The following is a 19665-nucleotide window of genomic DNA, read 5'->3' as shown; positions in this document are numbered from 1 at the left end:
TTCTCTAGTTTTTTCGCCTACTGCTGCTGCTTTGAAACTGTCTTGCTGTAAATCTTTAGAAGTTGCCCTGAACCCAGCTTCTGAGACGATCGAACAGAGGCGTCTTGGCCTCGTCGCTGCTGTAGCTGTCTCGGTTGCTGCTGATCCCGGAGAAGGACACGCCGTCGGACTGCTTTTGCAGCCCGTACATCAGCAAGCCCACACCGGTGGAATAAATCGGGTTGCGCACGACATCGTCGAGGCCTTTGACGCCATGGGGCACGCCAAGGCGGACCGGCATGTGGAAAATCTCTTCGGCCAGTTCAACCGCGCCTTCCATCTTCGACGTACCGCCAGTCAGCACGATGCCGGCCGGAATCAGGTCTTCGTAGCCGCTGCGACGCAGCTCGGCCTGGATCAGCGTGAACAGTTCGTCGTAACGCGGCTCGACCACTTCGGCCAGGGCCTGACGGGACAGCTCGCGTGGCGGACGATCGCCGACACTCGGGACCTTGATGGTTTCACCGGCACCGGCCAGTTTGGCCAGGGCGCAGGCATAGCGAATCTTGATTTCTTCGGCGTACTGGGTCGGAGTGCGCAGCGCCATGGCGATGTCGTTGGTCACTTGATCACCGGCAATCGGGATCACCGCGGTGTGACGAATCGCGCCTTCGGTGAAGATCGCGATGTCAGTGGTGCCGCCACCGATGTCCACCAGGCACACGCCCAGTTCTTTCTCGTCATCGGTCAGGACCGAATAAGCGGAGGCCAGTTGCTCGAGGATGATGTCGTCGATTTCCAGACCGCAGCGGCGCACGCATTTTTCAATGTTCTGTGCGGCATTCACGGCGCAGGTCACCACATGCACCTTGGCTTCCAGACGCACGCCGGACATGCCCAGCGGCTCACGCACGCCTTCCTGGTTATCGATCACGTAATCCTGCGGCAGGGTGTGCAAGACACGCTGGTCCGCCGGAATCGCCACGGCCTGGGCCGCGTCGAGAACCCGCTCCAGATCCGCAGAGCTGACTTCGCGATCACGAATCGCCACGATGCCGTGGGAATTCAGGCTGCGAATGTGATTGCCCGCCACGCCGACGAACGCCGAGTGAATGCGGCAACCGGCCATCAGTTGCGCTTCTTCGATAGCGCGCTGGATCGACTGCACGGTGGATTCGATATTCACCACCACGCCCTTTTTCAGGCCGCGGGACGGATGGGTGCCGATACCGACGATTTCCAGCGTGCCATCGGCCGCGACCTCGCCCACCAGCGCCACCACCTTGGAGGTGCCGATATCCAGACCGACGATCATTTTGCCGCTTTGCACGTTTGCCATGGTCCTGCCTCTTCTCAATTCTTCGCGACGGCGGGTTGGGCCGCCTCGGGCGCTACAGGTTCCCGCCAGCCGACGGCGAGGCCGTTGGCATAGCGCAGATCGATGCGCGCAATGTTCGTAATCTGTTCTTTCAGCGTCTTGTCATAGATGGCAATGAAGCGGCGCATCTTTTCCACCAGGTAACCGCGTCCCAGCAACAGCTCGATCCCCGGGCCGGCGCTGCCTGCACCCGTAGTCAGAAACCAGCTCCCACGTTCACGCAACTCCAGCCGCGCAATCGAAAAACCCATGGGCCTGAGCATCTGACTCAACACCTGATACTGCTGCATCACTCGTTGCTGGGCCCGCTGTGGGCCGAACAACTGAGGCAAATGTTCGTAGTTCGCCAGCTCTCGCGGGGTGAACGCTTCACCCTGGTTGTTCAACAGTGCTTCGTCGCCCCAGCGGGCCACGGGCAGTTGCTCTTCCAGGCGAATCACCACTTGATCAGGCCAGACGCGACGCACTTCGGCATGGGCGATCCATGGCATCGTTTCAAGCTCGGTACGCATGCTTGCCAGGTCGACGGTGAAGAAGCTCGAGGCCACGTAAGGGGCGATTCGCTGCTGCACCGCTTGCTGGCTGATGTAACTCAAATCGCCCTGCACGTTGACGTTGCTGATCGGCCGGTCTGCATAAGGCAGCAAACGCTGCGCGCCTTCGTAGGTGCCGAAGCCCAATGCGACCAGCAGAACCGGCCAGAACACGGCCTTGAGGAAACCAAAATTGGCTTTCGGCAGGCGCGCCGACATCGGCTCTTTAGCCACCATACGACTGGCACCACGCGGCACCGGCTTGCGGCCGGGAGCGGGTTGCGGATGGCGTAGCTGGGCGCCTTGCATGGTCTTAACCTCGCGGCTCTTTGTTACCGGCAGCATTACTGGCAACACTTGCAGCCAGAATCGCCAACACCAACTGCTGGAAATCCAGGCCGGCAGCACGGGCTGCCATTGGGACCAGACTGTGATCGGTCATACCCGGTGTGGTGTTGACTTCCAGAAACCAGAACTGCCCGTCGGCGTCCTGCATCACGTCAGCCCGTCCCCAACCGGCAATACCCAGCGCCTCACAGGCTTTTGCCGTGAGGTCCATGAGCTCTTGTTCTTTGGTGCTATCGAGGCCACACGGGATCCGGTACTGGGTATCGGAAGCCAGATACTTGGCGTCGTAGTCGTAGAAAGTGTGTGGAGTGCCCAGCGCGATCGGTGGCAACACCTGGTCACGCAGGGTGGCGATGGTGAACTCCGGACCTTGAATCCATTGCTCGACCAACACTTGCGAATCGTAGGTACTGGCCGCTTTCCATGCCTCGATCAACTCAGGAGCGGAAGTCACTTTGGCCATACCGATACTTGAACCTTCATGGGCCGGTTTGACGATCAAAGGCATGCCCAGTTCCATCGCCGCAGAAATACAATCGGCTTCGCTGCTCAGCACGGCATGACGCGGCGTTGGAATCCCCAGACTGTGCCAGACCTGTTTGGTCCGCAGCTTGTCCATGGCCAGCGCCGAGGCGAGGATGCCGCTGCCGGTGTAAGGAATGCCCATGCATTCGAGCAGGCCCTGCATGCTGCCGTCTTCACCGCCACGACCGTGGAGAATGATGAAGGCGCGATCGATCTTTTCGTTCAGCAGACGCTGCAGGAAGTCATCGCCGACATCAATGCCGAAGGCGTTCACACCGGCGCTTTGCAGGGCTTCAAGTACGGCGTTGCCGGATTTCAGCGAAACCTCACGCTCGGCGCTTTTGCCACCGAACAGCACGGCGACGCGGCCGAAGTCTTTCGGATCGATAGTCGAGAACAGGTTGGCGTAGGCAGCAGTCATTTCGATTTCTCCTGACCGGCAGCAACGGCACCAGCGAACAACGGACTATTCAATAGTTTTGGCGCAAGACCGCCGATATCACCGGCGCCCTGACACAGCAGGATGTCGCCGGCACGCAGCAGTGGTTTGACCAGCGGCGCCAGTTCAACGCCACGCTCGATGTAGATCGGGTCGAGCTGGCCGCGCTGACGGATGCTGTGGCACAGCTGACGGCTGTCCGCGCCCGGGATCGGCTCTTCGCCGGCCGGGTAGACTTCCATCAACAGCAATACGTTGGCGTCGGCCAGCACCTGGACGAAATCGTCGTACAGGTCACGGGTGCGACTGAAACGGTGCGGCTGGTAGACCATCACCAGACGGCGATCCGGCCAGCCACCGCGCACGGCTTTGATAACGGCTGCAACTTCGGTCGGATGGTGACCGTAGTCATCGACCAGCATCACGCTGCCACCGTCGACCGGCAATTCGCCGTAGACCTGGAAACGTCGACCCACGCCCTCGAAACCCGACAGCCCCTGAACGATGGCTTCATCGCTGACGCCCTCGTCGGTGGCGATGGCGATGGTCGCCAGCGAGTTCAGTACGTTGTGGTTGCCCGGCATGTTTACCGAGACATCCAGCGGTTCGCGGTCACGACGCAGCACGGTGAAGAACGTCTGCATGCCCTGCTGGCGAACGTTGATCGCGCGTACGTCGGCTTCTTCGCCGAAGCCGTAGGTGACCGTCGGGCGTTTCACCTGCGGGAGGATTTCACGCACCACCGGATCGTCCAGGCAGACCACCGCCAAACCGTAGAACGGCAGGTTGTGCAGGAACTCGACGAAGGTTTTCTTCAGTTTGTTGAAGTCACCGTCGTAGGTCGCCATGTGGTCGGCGTCGATGTTGGTGACGACCGCTACCAGCGGCTGCAAGTGCAGGAAGCTGGCATCGCTTTCGTCAGCTTCGGCGATCAGGTAACGACTGGTGCCCAGCTGTGCGTTGGTGCCCGCTGCATTCAGCCGGCCACCGATGACGAAGGTAGGATCCAGGCCACCGGCCGCGAACACCGAGGCGATCAGGCTGGTGGTGGTGGTCTTGCCGTGGGTACCGGCCACGGCGATACCGTGGCGATAGCGCATCAGCTCGGCGAGCATTTCGGCACGCGGCACCACCGGAATCCGGCGCTCCAGCGCGGTGGCGACTTCCGGGTTGGAGGTGTTCACGGCGCTGGAAACCACCAGCACATCGGCAGTCATCGCGTTCTCGGCGCGGTGGCCGATAAAGATCTGTGCGCCAAAGGACTCGAGACGCTCGGTCACCGGCGACGCTTTCAGGTCGGAACCGGAGACGTCATAGCCCAGGTTCAACAACACTTCGGCAATCCCGCACATTCCAACACCGCCGATGCCGACGAAATGGATACGACGGATGCGGCGCATTTCCGGTTGCGGCATGGCTTTCTTATTCTCAACCATGAGCCACCTCCAGGCAGATATCGACCACGTTACGCGTGGCATCGGGTTTGGCCAGGCGGCGAGCCGCAGTGGCCATGTCGTTCAGTCGTTCCGGTTGCATCAAGACCTCTGTCAGGCGTGCAGCGAGATCCGCTGCGCCAGTCGTTCTTTGCGGCATCAGGAAAGCAGCGCCTTCACGAGCCAAATAATCGGCATTGCGGGTCTGGTGATCGTCGATTGCATGGGGCAAAGGCACCAGCAACGAGGGCAGACCGGCAGCAGCCAGTTCACTGACGGTCAGCGCGCCTGCGCGACAAACCACCAGGTCGGCCCAGCCATAGGCCTGGGCCATGTCTTTGATGAAGGGTTGCACCTGCGCCTCGACGCCAACGGCGCGATAGCGCTCGGCAGTCACTTCATCGTGTTTTTTGCCAGCCTGATGGAACACTTCCGGACGCAGTTCGACAGGAACCTGCGACAGGGCTTCAGGCAGCAATTTGTTCAACGGTTCTGCGCCCAGGCTTCCGCCGAGGATCAGCAAACGAGCTTTGCGTCCGGCCAGGGCCTGACGCGGTGTTTCGAGGAACAGCTCGGTACGCACCGGGTTACCGGTGGTCCGGCGGCTGTTCGATGCCCCGAAGGTATCCGGGAAAGCTTCGCAGACTCGGGCGGCCAACGGCACCAGCAGCCGATTGGCGGTACCGGCCACGGCGTTCTGTTCGTGAACGATCACCGGCACGCCGGCCAGTCTGGCCGCAACACCACCGGGACCGGTCACATAACCGCCAAAGCCCAGGGCGCAGACCGGTTGCAGCTGACGAATGATCTTGCGCGCCTGCCAGATAGCCTTGAGCAGCACGAACGGCGCCTTGAGCAGAGACAATTTGCTCTTGCCGCGCAGCCCGCTGACCTGGATCAGATGCAGTGGCAGGCCGGCATTCGGCACCAGTTCATTCTCGATTCCGCGTGGCGTCCCCAGCCAATGCACGGTATAGCCGCGCGCCTGGAACTCACGGGCACAGGCCAGCGCCGGGAACACGTGCCCGCCGGTACCGCCAGCCATGATCAGCACGTTAGCGCCCATGGGTCGGCTCCTCGGCGAAGTCGCTCTCTTTGAACTCCATCTCCTCACTGCCCAAGTGGGTTCGACTCTCCCATTCGATACGCAGCAACAAGCCGAGACAGGCGCAGCAGATGACCAGGGAACTGCCGCCATAACTGAGGAACGGCAAGGTCAGACCTTTGGTCGGCAGCAGCCCGACGTTCACGCCGATATTGATCAGGAACTGGCCGATCCACAGGAACGCCAACCCATAAGCCACATAGGCGGCAAAGAATTGCTTGGCCTTCTCGGCCCACAAACCGATGTACATCGCCCGCACGCAAACGAAGGCGAACAGCCCGAGGGTGAGCAATGAACCGAGCATGCCGAGCTCTTCAGCCAATACCGAGAACACGAAGTCAGTGTGGGCTTCCGGCAGGTAGAACTGCTTCTGCACACTGTTGCCCAAGCCAACGCCCAGCCACTCGCCGCGCCCGAAGGCGATCAGTGCCTGGGTCAACTGGTAACCAGAGCCGAACTGGTCGGCCCATGGGTCGGTAAAGGTAATCAGACGCGCCATACGGTAGGGCTGGGCCTGAACCAGAACGGTCACCGCGCCAACCGCCAGCGCCACCATCAAGGTGAAGCGGAACAGCCCGACACCGCCGAGGAACAGCATCGCCGCGGCGGCGCCCATCATCACGACAGTGGCCCCGAAGTCCGGCTCCATCAGCAACAGACCGGCCATCGGCAGCAACACGATGAACGGCTTGAAGAAGCCCATCCAGCTTTCGCGGACTTCCTTCTGACGGCGCACCAGATACCCGGCGAGGTAGATCACCACGAATACCTTGGCAATCTCGGAAGGCTGGACGTTGAAGAAGCTGAAACCAATCCAGCGCATCGAGCCGTTAACTTCACGACCGATCCCCGGCAGCAACACCATCACCAGCAAACCGAAGGCGCCGATCAGCATCAGCCAGCCCAGACGCTGCCAGGTGGCGATCGGGATCATCATGGTGACGATGCAGGCAGCGAGGCCGATGAGCAGGTAAATAAGGTGCCGAATCATGTGGTAGAGCGTGTTGCCGGACTGCACTGCAGCGACTTCCGACGACGCCGAGGTAATCATGACCAGGCCAAGACCGAGCAAGGCCAGGCAACCGGCAAGCATCGGGAAGTCGAGGTCGATACCGCGACCGGTGATGAGCGGTGATGGATACGGCTTGATGATATTTTCGAAGATCATTTCAAGCCCTCCACGGCCTGGGCGAACAACTGCCCACGCTCTTCGTAGTTCTTGAACATGTCGAAACTGGCACAGGCCGGCGACAGCAGCACCGCATCGCCTGCCTCGGCGAGTGCCTGGCTGCGCTCGACGGCCTCAATCAACGAATTGACGCGAATCAGTGGCACCGCATCGCCGATCGCCTCGGCAATCAACTGCGCATCACGCCCCATCAGCACCACGGCACGGCAGTTGGCCGCGACCGGGCCACGCAGGTCCTTGAAGTCCGCACCTTTGCCGTCGCCACCGGCGATCAGCACCAGCTTGCCGGCGATGTCTGCGCCCAGACCTTCAATGGCGGCCAGAGCGGCGCCGACGTTGGTGGCTTTGGAGTCGTTGTAGTAGCTCACGCCATTCAGCTCGCGGACCCATTGGCAGCGATGTTCGAGTCCGGCGAAAGTGCGCAGGGTGGACAGCATGGCGTCGAATGGCAGACCGACAGCATGACCGAGGGCCAGGGCCGCCAGCGCATTGGACTGATTGTGGGCACCGCGAATTTTCAGCTCGCGAACCGGCATCAGGTTCTGGAATTCAAAGGCCAGATACTTCTCGCCATTCTCTTCACGCAGACCGAAAGCCTTGAAGTCGGGCTTGCTCAAACCGAAGGTCCAGCACGGCAGGCCTTCGCCTATCAGTGGACGGCTCAAGGCATCCTGGCGATTGACGACTACCTGCCGGGCGCCACGGAAGACCCGGTGCTTGGCCAGGTGATACGCCGGCAGACCGCTGTAGCGGTCCATGTGGTCTTCGCTGACGTTCAATACGGTGGCGACTTCAGCACCGAGGTGATCGGTGGTTTCCAGCTGGAAACTCGACAGTTCCATCACGTACAGCTCGACATCGTCGCTGAGCAGGTCCAGCGCCGGTGTACCGAGGTTACCGCCGACCGCCACGCGTTTGCCGGCAGCTTCGGCCATTTCGCCGACCAGCGTGGTGACGGTGCTTTTCGCGTTGGAACCAGTGATGGCGACAATCGGTGCCTTGGCGTTACGCGCGAACAGTTCGATATCCCCGGACAATTTCACGCCACGGGCCGCTGCGGCTTGCAGTGCCGGTGTCGCCAGCGCCAGACCGGGGCTCACATAGAGCTCGTCGGCACGGCACAGGAACTCGACATCCAGCTCGCCACAACGCACTTCCACGTGCGGATAGTCACGCTTGAGCGTGGCCAGTTCCGGTGGATTTTCCCGCGTATCGGCCACGGCAAACGACACGCCGCGGTTCGCCAGGAAGCGAACCAGGGACATGCCGCTCTTGCCGAGGCCGACAACGATGCGGAAGTGGTCAGAAGCGATCAGAGACACTCGTTCTACCTCAGCTTCAGGGTGGCAAGGCCGACCAGCACCAGAATCACGGTGATGATCCAGAAACGGACGATCACGCGTGGCTCGGGCCAGCCCTTGAGTTCAAAGTGGTGGTGAATCGGTGCCATGCGGAATACGCGGCGACCGGTCAGCTTGAAAGACGCAACCTGGATGACGACCGACAGGGTTTCCATCACGAACACACCGCCCATGATGAACAGGACGATTTCCTGACGGACGATGACTGCAATGGTACCCAGCGCCGCGCCCAGCGCCAGCGCGCCGACGTCGCCCATGAAGACTTGCGCCGGGTAGGTGTTGAACCAGAGAAAGCCCAGGCCGGCACCAATCAACGCGCCGCAGAACACAATCAGTTCACCCGCGCCCGGTACATAAGGGATCAGCAGGTATTCGGCAAACTTCACGTTACCGGACAGGTAGCAGAAGATCCCCAATGCGCCGCCGACCATGACGGTGGGCATGATCGCCAGACCATCGAGGCCATCGGTCAGGTTGACCGCGTTGCTCGAACCGACAATCACGAAATAGGTCAGGACGATGAAACCCGCGCCCAGCGCAATGCTGTAGTCCTTGAGCATCGGCAGGATCAGGGTGGTTTCCACCGCGCTTGGCGCAGTCATATAAAGGAAGATCGCCGCGCCCAGGCCAAACACCGATTGCCAGAAATACTTCCAGCGGCTTGGCAGGCCACGGGAATTCTTCTCGATCACCTTGCGGTAGTCATCGACCCAGCCGATCGCGCCGAACAGCAGGGTTACCAGCAAGACGACCCAGACGTAGCGGTTGGTCAGATCTGCCCACAGCAGCGTGCTGATGCCGATGGCCGACAGAATCAGCGCGCCGCCCATGGTCGGTGTACCGGATTTGGACAAATGCGATTGCGGCCCGTCGTTACGTACCGACTGACCGATCTGCCGGTGCTGCAAGGTGCGGATCATCCACGGCCCCAGGCACAGCGACAACGACAGCGCGGTCAGTACACCAAGGATCCCGCGCAGGGTCAGGTACTGGAAGACCGCGAAGCCTTTGTAGAACTGTTGCAGATACTCCGCTAGCAGCAGCAGCATTAATGTTTCTCCCCGCTGGAACCGCACAAAGCCGCGACGATGTTTTCCATCGCAGCGCTTCGCGATCCCTTGATCAAAATAGTGGTGTTTGTGTCTTGTTCAGCGCCAAGCGCCGCGATCAGATCAGCCTGAGTCGCGAAGTGACGTGCGTGTTCGCCGAAGGCCGCGACGGCATGCGCCATCATCGGACCGACCGCATAGAGCGCGCAAACCTTGCCGGCAGCATAAGCACCCACATCACGGTGCCCCTGCTCCGCCCACTCGCCCAACTCGCCGATATCCCCGAGCACCAGAACGGTGCGTCCGGAAAAGCCGGCGAGTATATCAACCGCGGCGCACATAGAGGTGGGGTTTGCGTTGTACGTATCATCAATCACGCGCATGCCGTTTTTCGCCAGTTGCGCGACGGTACGACCCTTGACCGGCTGCACCGCATTGAGCCCGGAGACGATATGGGACAACGACACGCCCAAGGCATGAGCGGCAGCTGCGGCAGCTAGCGCATTCGTAACATTGTGACCGCCGAGCAGGTTCAACTGAATCCGCGCAATGCCTTGCGGCGTATGCAGTTCAAATGCCGGGCATCCGCGAGCATCGGTAACGATGAAGCTGGCATAAAAATCTGCGCCGGCATCCAGTTGAGAGAAGCTCAACACCTGACGACCGGCGGCGCGGGTTTTCCAGATGGTGAATGCCTTGTCGTCGAGATTGAGCACGGCGATGCCGTCGGCATCCAGCCCTTCAAGAATCTCGCCCTTGGCTTCGACAATTTTCTCGGGCCCGCCGAACTCACCGACATGGGCGGTCCCGGCGTTGTTGATCAGCGCCACATGGGGTTTGGTCATGCCAACGGTGTAGGCAATCTCGCCGATCCGCGAAGCACCGAGTTCGATCACCGCCGCCGTGTGTTCCGGGGCCAGTTCGAGCAAGGTCAGCGGGACGCCGAGATCGTTATTCAGGTTGCCGCGGGTCGCCAGAACCGGCCCGCGCGTGCGCAGAATGCTCGCGAGCATTTCCTTGACGGTGGTTTTGCCGCTGGAACCGGTGATGGCCGCGACCGGGTAGGTGTAGGCCGCACGATTCAGTGCGCCCAGTTCACCCAACGCGTGACGGGTGTCTTTGACCAGCAGTTGCGGCAGCGCGGTGTTTGGCACTTCGCGCTCGACCAGTGCGCCGACTGCGCCTTTGGCGGCCACGTCATTCAAATAGTCATGACCATCGAAACGCGGACCGGCCAAGGCGACAAAGAGTTGCCCCGGCTTGATCGCACGACTGTCGATGCTGACGCCATCGAAGCTGCAATCGCCAGCCACCAGGCGACCGTTCAAAGCGCTGGCCAACTCGCTCAGTTTAAGGGTTTCAAGCATGAGCCACCTCCCATGCGGTCAAAGCCCTGTCGGCCTCGACCAGATCGGAGAAGTCGTGGCGCTCGCCGTTGATTTCCTGATAGTCCTCATGACCTTTGCCGGCCAGAACGATCACATCGTCAGCGCAAGCACTGGCAATCAGCTGGGCAATCGCCTGGCCGCGACCGGCCACGAAGCTGACCTTATCCGCAGCGCTGAAACCGGCGCGGACATCCTCGAAAATCTGCGAAGGCGCTTCGGTACGAGGGTTGTCGTCGGTGACCAATACACCGTCCGCCAGACGCTCGACCACTTCAGCCATCAGCGGACGCTTGCCGCGATCGCGATCGCCACCACAACCGAACAGGCACAACAGCCGGCCCTTGGCGTGGGGACGCAGCGCCGTCAGCACTTTTTCCAGCGCATCCGGGGTGTGTGCGTAATCGACCACAATCAATGGCTGAGTACCGCCGCCCAGGCGCTGCATACGACCGGCAGGGCCTTCGAGCTTGGGCAGTACTTGCAGGATTTCGTCCAGCGCATAGTCCAGACCGAGCAAGGCGCCGATAGCCGCCAGCACGTTGCTCAGGTTGAAACGGCCAAGCAAGGTGCTGCGCACATGGTGTTCGCCCTGAGGCGTGACCAGTGTGGCGCGCACGCCCTCGTCATCGAATTGCGCTTCACGGCAATACAGGTACGCGCTGGAATCTTCCAGGCTGTAACTGATCAGGCGTGATTCATGCTTTTCGGCGGCCAGTTGCCGACCAAAGTCGTCGTCGAGGTTGATCACCCGGCAGCTCAGATCAGCCCAGCCGAATAGCCTGGCCTTGGCGTCGGCGTAAGCCTGCATGGTCCCGTGATAATCCAGATGATCCCGGGACAGGTTGGTCATTACCGCCACATCGAAGGCCAGCGCAGTGACGCGACCTTGATCCAGGCCATGGGAAGAAACTTCCATTGCGACGGCTTTCGCACCGGCCTTTTTCAGGTCAGCCAGGGTCGCTTGCACGGCAATCGGATTGGGCGTGGTGTGCAGGCCGCTTTGCAGCGCGCCGTAGAAACCGGTGCCCAGCGTGCCGACGATGCCGCAATGCTGACCGAGCAAGTCCAATGCCTGCGCAACCAATTGGGTCACGCTGGTTTTACCGTTGGTACCGGTCACACCTATCAGATTCAGGTTACGGCTCGGCTCGCCATAGAAGCGCCCGGCGATATCCGACAGCTGCGCCGCCAGGCCCTTGACCGGAATCAACGGGACATCGGTGATGGGCAAAATGGTAGCGCCTTCGACTTCGTAGGCCACCGCCGCCGCGCCGCGCTGCAAAGCATCGGCAATGTGAGTACGGCCATCCACCTTGCCGCCAGGGACCGCGAGAAACAGGTCGCCCGCACGGACATTGCGGCTGTCCAGGGTCAGCTCGCGAATCAACAGATCACGACCGGCGTGGGCAAAAATCTTGTTCAGGCTAAGAGACATCAGCCGCGCCCTCCATTAGCTTTGACTACATTGCCGGGTGTGGCATTCGCTTGTTGCACAGGTGGCAGGTTATCCGGCGAGATATTCATCAGGCGCAGGGTGCCGGACATCACTTTGCTGAACACCGGTGCCGAGACCAGGCCACCGTAGTAACCCGCCTTGCTTGGCTCGTCGATGACCACCACGATCGCGTAACGCGGATCGCTCATCGGACCGAAACCGGCGAACAGCGAACGGTATGAGTTCTCGGCATACCCCTTGGTGCCCACCGACGTCTTGCGTGCGGTACCACTCTTGCCAGCCACGTGATAAGCCGGCACTTGTGCGCGGAACACGCCACGTGGCGCTTCGATCACTTGCTGCAACATGACTTGCATGGTTTTGGCGACGCTCTCGGTAACCACCTGAGTGGTCTCTGGCGCCTTGTCGGTCTTGATCAGGGTCAGCGGCGCGATACGGCCGTTGTTGGCCAGCGCCGAGAAGGCGTGGACCAATTGAATCGCGGTCACGGAGAGGCCGTAGCCGTAGGACAGCGTGGCCGTCTCGGCCTTGCGCCATTCACGATAATTCGGCAGGTTGCCGACACGTTCGCCGGGGAAACCCAGACCGGTGTCCTGGCCGAGGCCGACTCTCTGCATAAGGTGATAAATGTTCTCGCCGCCGACATCGAAGGCGATCTTGCTCATACCGACGTTACTGGAGTTGATCAGAATGCCGGTCAGATCGAGTACCGGCCCTTCGCTCTTGGAAACGTCGCGAATGGTGTATTTGCCAATCTGCAACGTGCCAGGGTAGACCTCGACCGTATCGCTGGGTTTCCAGCGCCCGGTTTCCAGGGCGGCGCTCATGGAGATCGCCTTCATGGTCGAACCCGGCTCGAACACGTCGATCATGGCGCGGTTACGCATCATCGCCGGCTGCAGGTTGCGACGGTTGTTCGGGTTGTAGGTCGGCTGGTTGACCATGGCGAGGATCTCGCCGGTCTTCACGTCCATGATCACCAGACTGCCAGCCTTGGCACCGTTCTCGACGATAGCATTGCGCAATTCGCGGTTGGCCAGGTATTGCAGGCGCAGGTCAATAGACAACGCCAAGGGCTTTCCGGCCTTGGCGTTTTTGGTGACCTGGACATCCTTGATCAGTCTGCCGCGCCGATCCTTGATGACCTGGCGCTTGCCCGCGACCCCTGCCAGCCATTCGTCATAGGCCAGTTCGACACCTTCGCGGCCGTGATCATCGATGTCGGTAAAGCCGACCATGTGCGCGGTGACTTCACCGGCCGGGTAGAAACGCCGAAACTCTTCGATGCCGTAGACGCCGGGCACTTTCAGATCAAGTACGGCCTGCCCCTGCTCGGGGGTCAAACCCCGCACCAGATAGATGAATTCTTTATTGGCCTGCGCCTCGAGGCGTTCGGCCAGCGCTTTGGGATCTTGTCCCAGCGCAGCCGCCAATGTTGGCCACTTGTCTTTGGCCAGCTGCATTTCCTTGGCATTGCCCCACAAGGTCGTCACTGGCGTACTGACGGCCAACGGCTCGCCGTTGCGGTCGGTAATCAAGCCGCGGTGCGCAGGGATAGGGATATGACGAACACTGCGAGCATCACCCTGGCCTTTGAGAAAGGCACGATCGACAACCTGCAGGTCGATGATGCGCCAGGCGATGGCGCCCACCATCAGTGCCAGCAAACCCAGCACCAGGCGAAAACGCCACGGATAAAGGGCGCCTTCGAGTTTCATCATGGCGCCACCATCTGCACTTCTGCCGCGCCAGGAATTCGCATCTTCAGCTGTTCGGTAGCCAGCACTTCGATCCGGCTGTGGGCGGTCCAGGTGCTCTGCTCAAGGATCAACCGGCCCCACTCGGCTTGCGCCTTGTCGCGTACGCTCAATTCGCCGTAGAGAGTGTTGAGCAGCTGACGGTTCCAGTGGGCGCTGTAAGACACCGCAATCGCGGAAACCAGCACACCTATAAACAGCAGCAGCATGAAAAAGCTTCCGCCTGGAAGTGGCTTGGCGAAAAGCTTGCTCACCGCAACTTCTCCGCGACACGCATGACAGCGCTACGGGCACGTGGGTTGGCCTTGAGTTCGGCTTCGGAAGCGAACTGCGCTTTGCCATGGACTTTGATTTTCGGCACGAAGGCTTCGAAACGCACCGGCAGGTTGCGCGGCAGGTTATCGGTTTCGCCCTTCACCAGACGACGCATGAACAGTTTGACGATGCGGTCTTCCAGCGAGTGGAAGCTGATGACGACCAGGCGACCGCCCACCTCAAGGGCCTCCAGCGCGGCTTCGAGGCCGGTTTCGAGATCGCCCAATTCGTTGTTGACGTGAATGCGCAAACCCTGGAAAGCCCGGGTAGCCGGGTGCTTGCCCTTTTCCCAGGCCGGGTTGGCGACTTTCAGGACTTCGGCCAGATCGCCGGTACGCTCGAACGGCTTGATGACACGGCGCTCGACGACTGCACGAGCCATGCGCCCGGAGAAACGTTCTTCGCCGTATTCCTTGAACACCCGGGCGATTTCTTCCGCAGGAGCCGTGGCGATGAACTCGGCGGCGCTGACACCGCGGCTCGGGTCCATGCGCATGTCCAGCGGGCCATCATTCATGAAACTGAAGCCGCGCTCCGGATCATCGAGTTGTGGCGAGGACACGCCCAGGTCGAGCAGAACGCCGTTGACCTTGCCGGCCAGACCGCGTTCGGCGACTTCCGAGCCCAGCTCGGCAAAGCTGCGCTGCACAATGACAAAGCGGCCGTCTTCGGCCGCTAGCGTTTGCCCGGTGGCAATCGCTTGAGGATCTTTGTCGAACCCCAGCAGACGACCGTCAGGACCGAGCTGGCTGAGTATCAGGCGACTATGCCCGCCGCGTCCGAACGTGCCGTCCAGATAGCAGCCATCAGGGCGTACGGCGAGAGCCTCGACGGCTTCGTCAAGCAGTACGGTGATGTGGTTAAAGCCGCTATCAATAGTCACAGGATTAAATCACGCAGTTCATCAGGCATGGCGCCCGGTTGTTGAATAGCAGCCAGGTCCGCAGCAGAAACTGCATCCCAGGCATCCTCGTCCCACAATTGGAACTTGTTCAGTTGGCCCACCAGCATTGCGCGCTTATCGAGCTTTGCGTACTCGCGCAAACGAGGCGGAACCAGAAAACGACCGCTGCCATCGAGCTCGAGGTCGACGGCATTACCAATCAGTAGACGTTGCAAACGACGGTTTTCTTCACGTAGCGAAGGCAGTGCGCGCAGTTTGGTTTCGATAATTTCCCACTCATCGAGGGGATAAACACACAAACACGGATCAACGGCATCGATCGTGACGATTAACTGCCCGGAACTTCGCGAAACCAGCTCGTCACGATACCGGCTCGGCATGGCGAGACGGCCTTTTGCATCGAGACTGATAGCGTTAGCTCCGCGAAACACGTCTGCGTCCCCCCCAAATATTAGCGTTTTGCGCTCAAAAAACCCACTTCATGCCACTTTTCGCCACTTGTGCACACTATAGGAATGCGCCTACCGCACCGTCAAGGCGCGGTTTCACGGAAAAGCCTTACAGATCGGAGATTTAGGAGACTTAAAGGAGAGGTAGCAAGAATCTGGCGGATGTTTTGACTCGTTAACCTCAATCAGCTCAAGAGCCTACGATCAGAAGTTAAAGTAATTTATTAAGAGTAAGATTTTTTCGGTATTACAAAAGCGCTTCTGCTATTGATTAAGCAGGGAGGGAAAAAGGTGGAGAGTCGATCTGTAAGCCGGGTTCTGTCGAGGACAGTCATTCGTCTACGATGGCCATCACTGGACATCTTTAGCAACCTACCCGGTTCCAGCGCGGGCCACGCCTTGGAACCCTATTTGGTCTTGCTCCGAGTGGGGTTTACCTAGCCACGAACTGTTGCCAGTCGTGCGGTGCGCTCTTACCGCACCTTTTCACCCTTACCGGCACCGAAGTGCTTAGGCGGTTATTTTCTGTGGCACTTTCCGTAGGCTCACGCCTCCCAGGCGTTACCTGGCACTCCGCCCTATGGAGCCCGGACTTTCCTCCCCCCTCTAATTTTCATAGAAGGCAGCGACTGTCCAATCGACTCTCCGCCGCGAAGGTTAACGGCAGAGAGGCCGAAGAACAAGCGTTAAAAGCCTTTTGCCACTCTACAACCTGCGCCCTACTCGGCTTTCTGCTTATCCAGAGCGACCTGATACAGGACATTTTTGCGCTCGCCGGTAATTTCCGCCGCCAGTGCCGCGGCTCGTTTGAGCGGCATTTCCTTGAGCAACAAGTCGAGAATGCGCATCGCCTCGCTACTGACCGCCTCATCGCTGACGGGTGCGGACCATCCCGCCACCAGCACGACGCACTCGCCGCGCTGCTGATTGCTGTCGCCTTCGACAAAAGCCCGCAGGTCCGCCAGCGGCAACCCCTTGAGTGTTTCGAAGGTTTTGGTCAACTCACGGGCAAGCAAAGCGGGCCGCTCAGCGCCGAATACCAATTCCAGATCCTGCAGGCATTCAAGAATCCGGTGTGGCGCTTCGTAAAAAATCAGCGTGCGCGGCTCTTCCTTTAACAGCTCCAGGCGAGCACGACGCCCCACCGCCTTGGCCGGCAGAAAACCTTCGAAGATAAAGCGATCGGACGGCAAGCCTGCCGCGGACAAAGCGGCGATCAGCGCACAGGCACCTGGCACCGGCACGACATTGATACCCGCCGCACGAGCCTGACGAACCAGGTGGTAGCCAGGATCGGAAATCAATGGCGTGCCGGCGTCGGAAATCAGCGCGACATTGTCACCGGCCAGCAATCGAGTGATGAAACGGCTGCCTTCATCGCGCTCATTGTGCTCATGGCACGCCGCCAGCGGCGTGGAAATACCGAAGTGCTGCATCAGCCGCAGGGAATGACGCGTGTCTTCGGCGGCGATCAACGCCACCTCGCGCAATATTTTCAGCGCCCGCGCACTGATGTCGTCCAGGTTGCCGATGGGCGTCGCCACCACATAAAGCGAGCCAGCAGCGGAATTCAAAGCACCTGGAGCAGTCAAAGCGCACACCTCATGATCGGTAAAAGCGCCATTGTAGCCTGTAGAGACCTTCGTAATGCGCCCTACAGATACCTTGAGGCGCTGCGCTTTTCAGTCTTTTCCAACGCCCGGCAACATTTGCACCACCTAAATTGACGGTTTAACGCCAGTAACATCGCGCCCCGGCCAGTGCTTGGGTACAATTCCCCGCTAATTTGATCGAGTATCAGGAACATTACATGATCGCTTGCCTGCGGCTGTTCTCTGCCCTCTGCCTTGCTGCCCTGTTGGCGGCTTGCACCAGCACGCCCTCGTCCAGCCTTGGCGAACTTCCACGGACTCCGGATGCCAGTATCGAGCAGCTGCTCGAACAGGCCGCTACCAGCAAAACGCCCGAAAAAGCAGCATTGCTGCGCTTGAGCGCGGCGGATCTGGCCTACCACCAGAACAAGGCCGGCCAGGCCGCGCAGATTCTTGCGCTAGTCCCGCTGGAACAACTCAAGCCCGGTCAACAGGTCTTCGCCAGCACTCTGGCGGCGGAACTGGCCATGGCCCGCAACCAGCCCAAAGCGGCGCTGACTGCTTTGAGCCACCCAAGCCTGCAGCGTCTTGGCGAATTGCCGGTAGAGCAACAGATCCGCACGGGCAGCGTACACGCCCTCGCACTTGAGGCAGATGGCCAGACCCTGGCCGCCGCACGGGAACGCATTTTCATTGCCCCGCTGCTCAGCGGCGATGCCGCCAGCAAAAACCACGAAGCGATCTGGGCTCTGATTTCCGCCCTGCCTGTCGATCAATTGCGCCCCACCAGTACCGACGATCTCGGTGGCTGGCTGAACCTGGCCCTGGCAGTGAAAACCGCCGGCACCCTGGAGCAGCAACAGACCGCCATCGATAACTGGCGCGCGCAAAACCCCAAACATCCGGCAGCCGCTCAACTGCCGCTGCCGTTGATCAAACTCAAGGAACTGGCCAGCCAACCGCTGACCAGGATCGCTTTGCTGCTGCCACAGGACGGCCCGCTGGCCTCGGTCGGCAAAGCCCTGCGCGAAGGTTTCATGGCGGCTCACTACCAGGCTCAACAAGCCGGGCAGAAGCCACCCAGCATCGAATTTTATGACAGCTCACGCCTGACCTCGCTGGACGATTTCTATCGCAAAGCCCAGGCGTCCGGCGTGCAACTGGTGATCGGCCCGCTGGAAAAACCACTGGTCAAACAACTCAGCGCGCGTGCGCAATTGCCTGTCACCACGTTGGCGCTGAACTACAGCGAAGGCGAACAAGGGCCCCCGCAGCTGTTCCAGTTCGGCCTGGCCGCCGAAGACGAAGCCCGCGAAGTGTCTCGCCGCGCCCGCGCCGATGGCCTGCATCGCGCTGCCATCATGGTGCCGAAAGGCGAATGGGGCGATCGTGTACTCAGGGCGTTCAGCCAGGATTGGCAAGCCAACGGTGGCAGCATCGTTGCCATGGAACGCGTCGACCAGCCGGTGCAACTGGCCCAGCAGATTGCCGACATGTTCCAGCTGCGCCAGAGCGAAGGCCGCGCCAAGAGCCTGCAAAGCACCGTTGGCGCGCAGGTAGCTGCCCAGCCTTCGCGCCGTCAGGACATCGAGTTCATCTTCCTCGCTGCCACGCCACAGCAAGCCCAGCAGATCAAGCCAACGCTGAACTTTCAATACGCAGGCGATGTGCCGGTTTACGCCACTTCCCACGTATTCAGCGCCAGCGGCGATCAAAACCAGTACAACGACATGAGCGGTGTACGCTTCTGCGAAACGCCGTGGCTGCTGGATGCCAATGATCCGCTGCGCAAGCAAGTGACTGCACAATGGCCACAAGCTGGCGGCAGCCTGGGTCGCCTGTACGCAATGGGCGTCGATGCCTATCGCCTGGCACCACGTCTGGGTCAACTCAAGACACTGCCAGACAGCCGCATCGAAGGGCTGTCGGGAAGCTTGAGCATGAGCCAGACGCAACGCGTTCAGCGCCAGCTGCCTTGGGCCGAGTTCGTCAGCGGCCAGGTTCAACGCCTGCCGGATACCCCGCGCTGATGCCTGACAGGTCACGCCAACAAAGCGGAAAGGATGCCGAAAGCCAGGCGCTCAAGCATCTCCAGCAACAAGGTCTGCGCCTGCTGGCGCAGAACTGGTTGTGTAAACGCGGCGAGCTTGATCTGGTCATGCTTGATGGCGATACAGTAGTATTCGTTGAAGTCCGCTACAGACAACACACGCAATGGGGTGGCGCACTCGGCAGCATCGATGCACGCAAACGCCAGAAGCTGATACTCGCCGCGCAGTATTTTCTGCAGCGCGAGTCACGCTGGGCCAACCACCCCTGCCGTTTCGATGTGGTCGCCATAGACGGCGCCACTGGCACAGCACCTCTTTTGAACTGGCTACGGAATGCCTTTGACAGCTGATCGAAGCGCTCCAGCCGAGCCGGACATTTTCACTTAACAATTTTGCTCTTTGCTTTGCGGGCTG

Annotated in this window: 17 protein-coding genes and 1 other RNA gene; 2 read left to right on the top strand and 16 right to left on the bottom strand. The window is 60.4% G+C overall.

The genetic code is table 11. From position 1 onward, the window contains the following. Nucleotides 1-55: 55 nt before the first annotated feature. From ftsA to rsmI, 16 genes are all read right to left on the bottom strand, one after another. Nucleotides 56-1318: a cell division protein FtsA gene (gene ftsA / locus AC3I0A_RS04355; RefSeq protein ID WP_489376406.1), complete on the bottom strand. Its 1263-nt coding sequence runs from the start codon at nucleotides 1316-1318 to the stop codon at nucleotides 56-58. A 14-nt stretch (nucleotides 1319-1332) separates the two neighbouring features. After that, entirely contained in the window at nucleotides 1333-2199 is an 867-nt protein-coding gene (locus tag AC3I0A_RS04350; protein WP_489376405.1) for a cell division protein FtsQ/DivIB, read from the bottom strand. Nucleotides 2200-2203: 4 nt separating this feature from the next. After that, nucleotides 2204-3184: a D-alanine--D-alanine ligase gene (locus tag AC3I0A_RS04345; protein ID WP_489376404.1), complete on the bottom strand. Its 981-nt coding sequence runs from the start codon at nucleotides 3182-3184 to the stop codon at nucleotides 2204-2206. Then, on the bottom strand, nucleotides 3181-4638 hold the full coding sequence (murC, locus tag AC3I0A_RS04340; protein WP_489376403.1) for a UDP-N-acetylmuramate--L-alanine ligase: 1458 nt from the start codon (nucleotides 4636-4638) through the stop codon (nucleotides 3181-3183). The genes AC3I0A_RS04345 and murC overlap by 4 nt, the downstream gene beginning before the upstream one ends. After that, a complete protein-coding gene (murG, locus tag AC3I0A_RS04335) occupies nucleotides 4631-5701 on the bottom strand; it encodes an undecaprenyldiphospho-muramoylpentapeptide beta-N-acetylglucosaminyltransferase (protein ID WP_489376402.1) in 1071 nt (356 codons plus the stop codon). The genes murC and murG overlap by 8 nt, the downstream gene beginning before the upstream one ends. After that, nucleotides 5691-6908, bottom strand: a complete 1218-nt coding sequence (gene ftsW / locus AC3I0A_RS04330) for a putative lipid II flippase FtsW (protein ID WP_489376401.1) — start codon at nucleotides 6906-6908, stop codon at nucleotides 5691-5693. Before ftsW ends, murG begins: the two co-directional genes overlap by 11 nt. After that, nucleotides 6905-8251: a UDP-N-acetylmuramoyl-L-alanine--D-glutamate ligase gene (murD, locus tag AC3I0A_RS04325; RefSeq protein ID WP_489376400.1), complete on the bottom strand. Its 1347-nt coding sequence runs from the start codon at nucleotides 8249-8251 to the stop codon at nucleotides 6905-6907. The genes ftsW and murD overlap by 4 nt, the downstream gene beginning before the upstream one ends. 5 nt (nucleotides 8252-8256) lie before the next feature. Then, a complete protein-coding gene (gene mraY, locus AC3I0A_RS04320; protein WP_489376399.1) occupies nucleotides 8257-9339 on the bottom strand; it encodes a phospho-N-acetylmuramoyl-pentapeptide-transferase in 1083 nt (360 codons plus the stop codon). Further along, nucleotides 9339-10706: a UDP-N-acetylmuramoyl-tripeptide--D-alanyl-D-alanine ligase gene (locus AC3I0A_RS04315; RefSeq protein WP_489376398.1), complete on the bottom strand. Its 1368-nt coding sequence runs from the start codon at nucleotides 10704-10706 to the stop codon at nucleotides 9339-9341. The genes mraY and AC3I0A_RS04315 overlap by 1 nt, the downstream gene beginning before the upstream one ends. Continuing rightward, nucleotides 10699-12162, bottom strand: coding sequence for a UDP-N-acetylmuramoyl-L-alanyl-D-glutamate--2,6-diaminopimelate ligase (locus tag AC3I0A_RS04310; protein WP_489376397.1), 1464 nt, complete (start codon nucleotides 12160-12162; stop codon nucleotides 10699-10701). Before AC3I0A_RS04310 ends, AC3I0A_RS04315 begins: the two co-directional genes overlap by 8 nt. Beyond that, nucleotides 12162-13901, bottom strand: coding sequence for a peptidoglycan D,D-transpeptidase FtsI family protein (locus AC3I0A_RS04305; RefSeq protein WP_489378406.1), 1740 nt, complete (start codon nucleotides 13899-13901; stop codon nucleotides 12162-12164). The genes AC3I0A_RS04310 and AC3I0A_RS04305 overlap by 1 nt, the downstream gene beginning before the upstream one ends. After that, the gene (gene ftsL / locus AC3I0A_RS04300) at nucleotides 13901-14194 is read right to left on the bottom strand and encodes a cell division protein FtsL (protein ID WP_009050721.1); all 294 of its coding nucleotides are present in this window, start codon (nucleotides 14192-14194) and stop codon (nucleotides 13901-13903) included. Before ftsL ends, AC3I0A_RS04305 begins: the two co-directional genes overlap by 1 nt. Then, the gene (rsmH, locus tag AC3I0A_RS04295; RefSeq protein ID WP_489376396.1) at nucleotides 14191-15138 is read right to left on the bottom strand and encodes a 16S rRNA (cytosine(1402)-N(4))-methyltransferase RsmH; all 948 of its coding nucleotides are present in this window, start codon (nucleotides 15136-15138) and stop codon (nucleotides 14191-14193) included. The genes ftsL and rsmH overlap by 4 nt, the downstream gene beginning before the upstream one ends. Further along, nucleotides 15135-15590, bottom strand: coding sequence for a division/cell wall cluster transcriptional repressor MraZ (gene mraZ, locus AC3I0A_RS04290; protein ID WP_008147486.1), 456 nt, complete (start codon nucleotides 15588-15590; stop codon nucleotides 15135-15137). The genes rsmH and mraZ overlap by 4 nt, the downstream gene beginning before the upstream one ends. 309 nt (nucleotides 15591-15899) lie before the next feature. Next, an RNA gene (rnpB, locus tag AC3I0A_RS04285) (RNase P RNA component class A) lies at nucleotides 15900-16253 on the bottom strand. 74 nt (nucleotides 16254-16327) lie between these two features. Then, the gene (rsmI, locus tag AC3I0A_RS04280; protein ID WP_489376395.1) at nucleotides 16328-17200 is read right to left on the bottom strand and encodes a 16S rRNA (cytidine(1402)-2'-O)-methyltransferase; all 873 of its coding nucleotides are present in this window, start codon (nucleotides 17198-17200) and stop codon (nucleotides 16328-16330) included. A gap of 218 nt (nucleotides 17201-17418) precedes the next feature. Between rsmI and AC3I0A_RS04275 the strand changes: the two genes are divergently transcribed. Then, nucleotides 17419-19230: a penicillin-binding protein activator gene (locus tag AC3I0A_RS04275; protein ID WP_489376394.1), complete on the top strand. Its 1812-nt coding sequence runs from the start codon at nucleotides 17419-17421 to the stop codon at nucleotides 19228-19230. After that, a complete protein-coding gene (locus AC3I0A_RS04270) occupies nucleotides 19230-19601 on the top strand; it encodes a YraN family protein (RefSeq protein ID WP_489376393.1) in 372 nt (123 codons plus the stop codon). The genes AC3I0A_RS04275 and AC3I0A_RS04270 overlap by 1 nt, the downstream gene beginning before the upstream one ends. The last annotated feature ends 64 nt before the right edge of the window (nucleotides 19602-19665 follow it).

It is taken from the genome of Pseudomonas sp. KH_024_B2, from assembly GCF_057839965.1.
The sequence above is the reverse complement of the archived record's forward strand: the minus strand, read 5'-3'. Positions and strand labels throughout refer to the sequence as shown.

Coding starts and splice junctions, on each gene's coding strand:
- ftsA (WP_489376406.1), bottom strand. CDS start 1,318: ATGGCAAACGTGCAAAGCGGCAAAATGATCGTCGGTCTGGATATCGGC.
- AC3I0A_RS04350 (WP_489376405.1), bottom strand. CDS start 2,199: ATGCAAGGCGCCCAGCTACGCCATCCGCAACCCGCTCCCGGCCGCAAG.
- AC3I0A_RS04345 (WP_489376404.1), bottom strand. CDS start 3,184: ATGACTGCTGCCTACGCCAACCTGTTCTCGACTATCGATCCGAAAGAC.
- murC (WP_489376403.1), bottom strand. CDS start 4,638: ATGGTTGAGAATAAGAAAGCCATGCCGCAACCGGAAATGCGCCGCATC.
- murG (WP_489376402.1), bottom strand. CDS start 5,701: ATGGGCGCTAACGTGCTGATCATGGCTGGCGGTACCGGCGGGCACGTG.
- ftsW (WP_489376401.1), bottom strand. CDS start 6,908: ATGATCTTCGAAAATATCATCAAGCCGTATCCATCACCGCTCATCACC.
- mraY (WP_489376399.1), bottom strand. CDS start 9,339: ATGCTGCTGCTGCTAGCGGAGTATCTGCAACAGTTCTACAAAGGCTTC.
- AC3I0A_RS04315 (WP_489376398.1), bottom strand. CDS start 10,706: ATGCTTGAAACCCTTAAACTGAGCGAGTTGGCCAGCGCTTTGAACGGT.
- AC3I0A_RS04310 (WP_489376397.1), bottom strand. CDS start 12,162: ATGTCTCTTAGCCTGAACAAGATTTTTGCCCACGCCGGTCGTGATCTG.
- AC3I0A_RS04305 (WP_489378406.1), bottom strand. CDS start 13,901: ATGAAACTCGAAGGCGCCCTTTATCCGTGGCGTTTTCGCCTGGTGCTG.
- AC3I0A_RS04275 (WP_489376394.1), top strand. CDS start 17,419: ATGATCGCTTGCCTGCGGCTGTTCTCTGCCCTCTGCCTTGCTGCCCTG.
- AC3I0A_RS04270 (WP_489376393.1), top strand. CDS start 19,230: ATGCCTGACAGGTCACGCCAACAAAGCGGAAAGGATGCCGAAAGCCAG.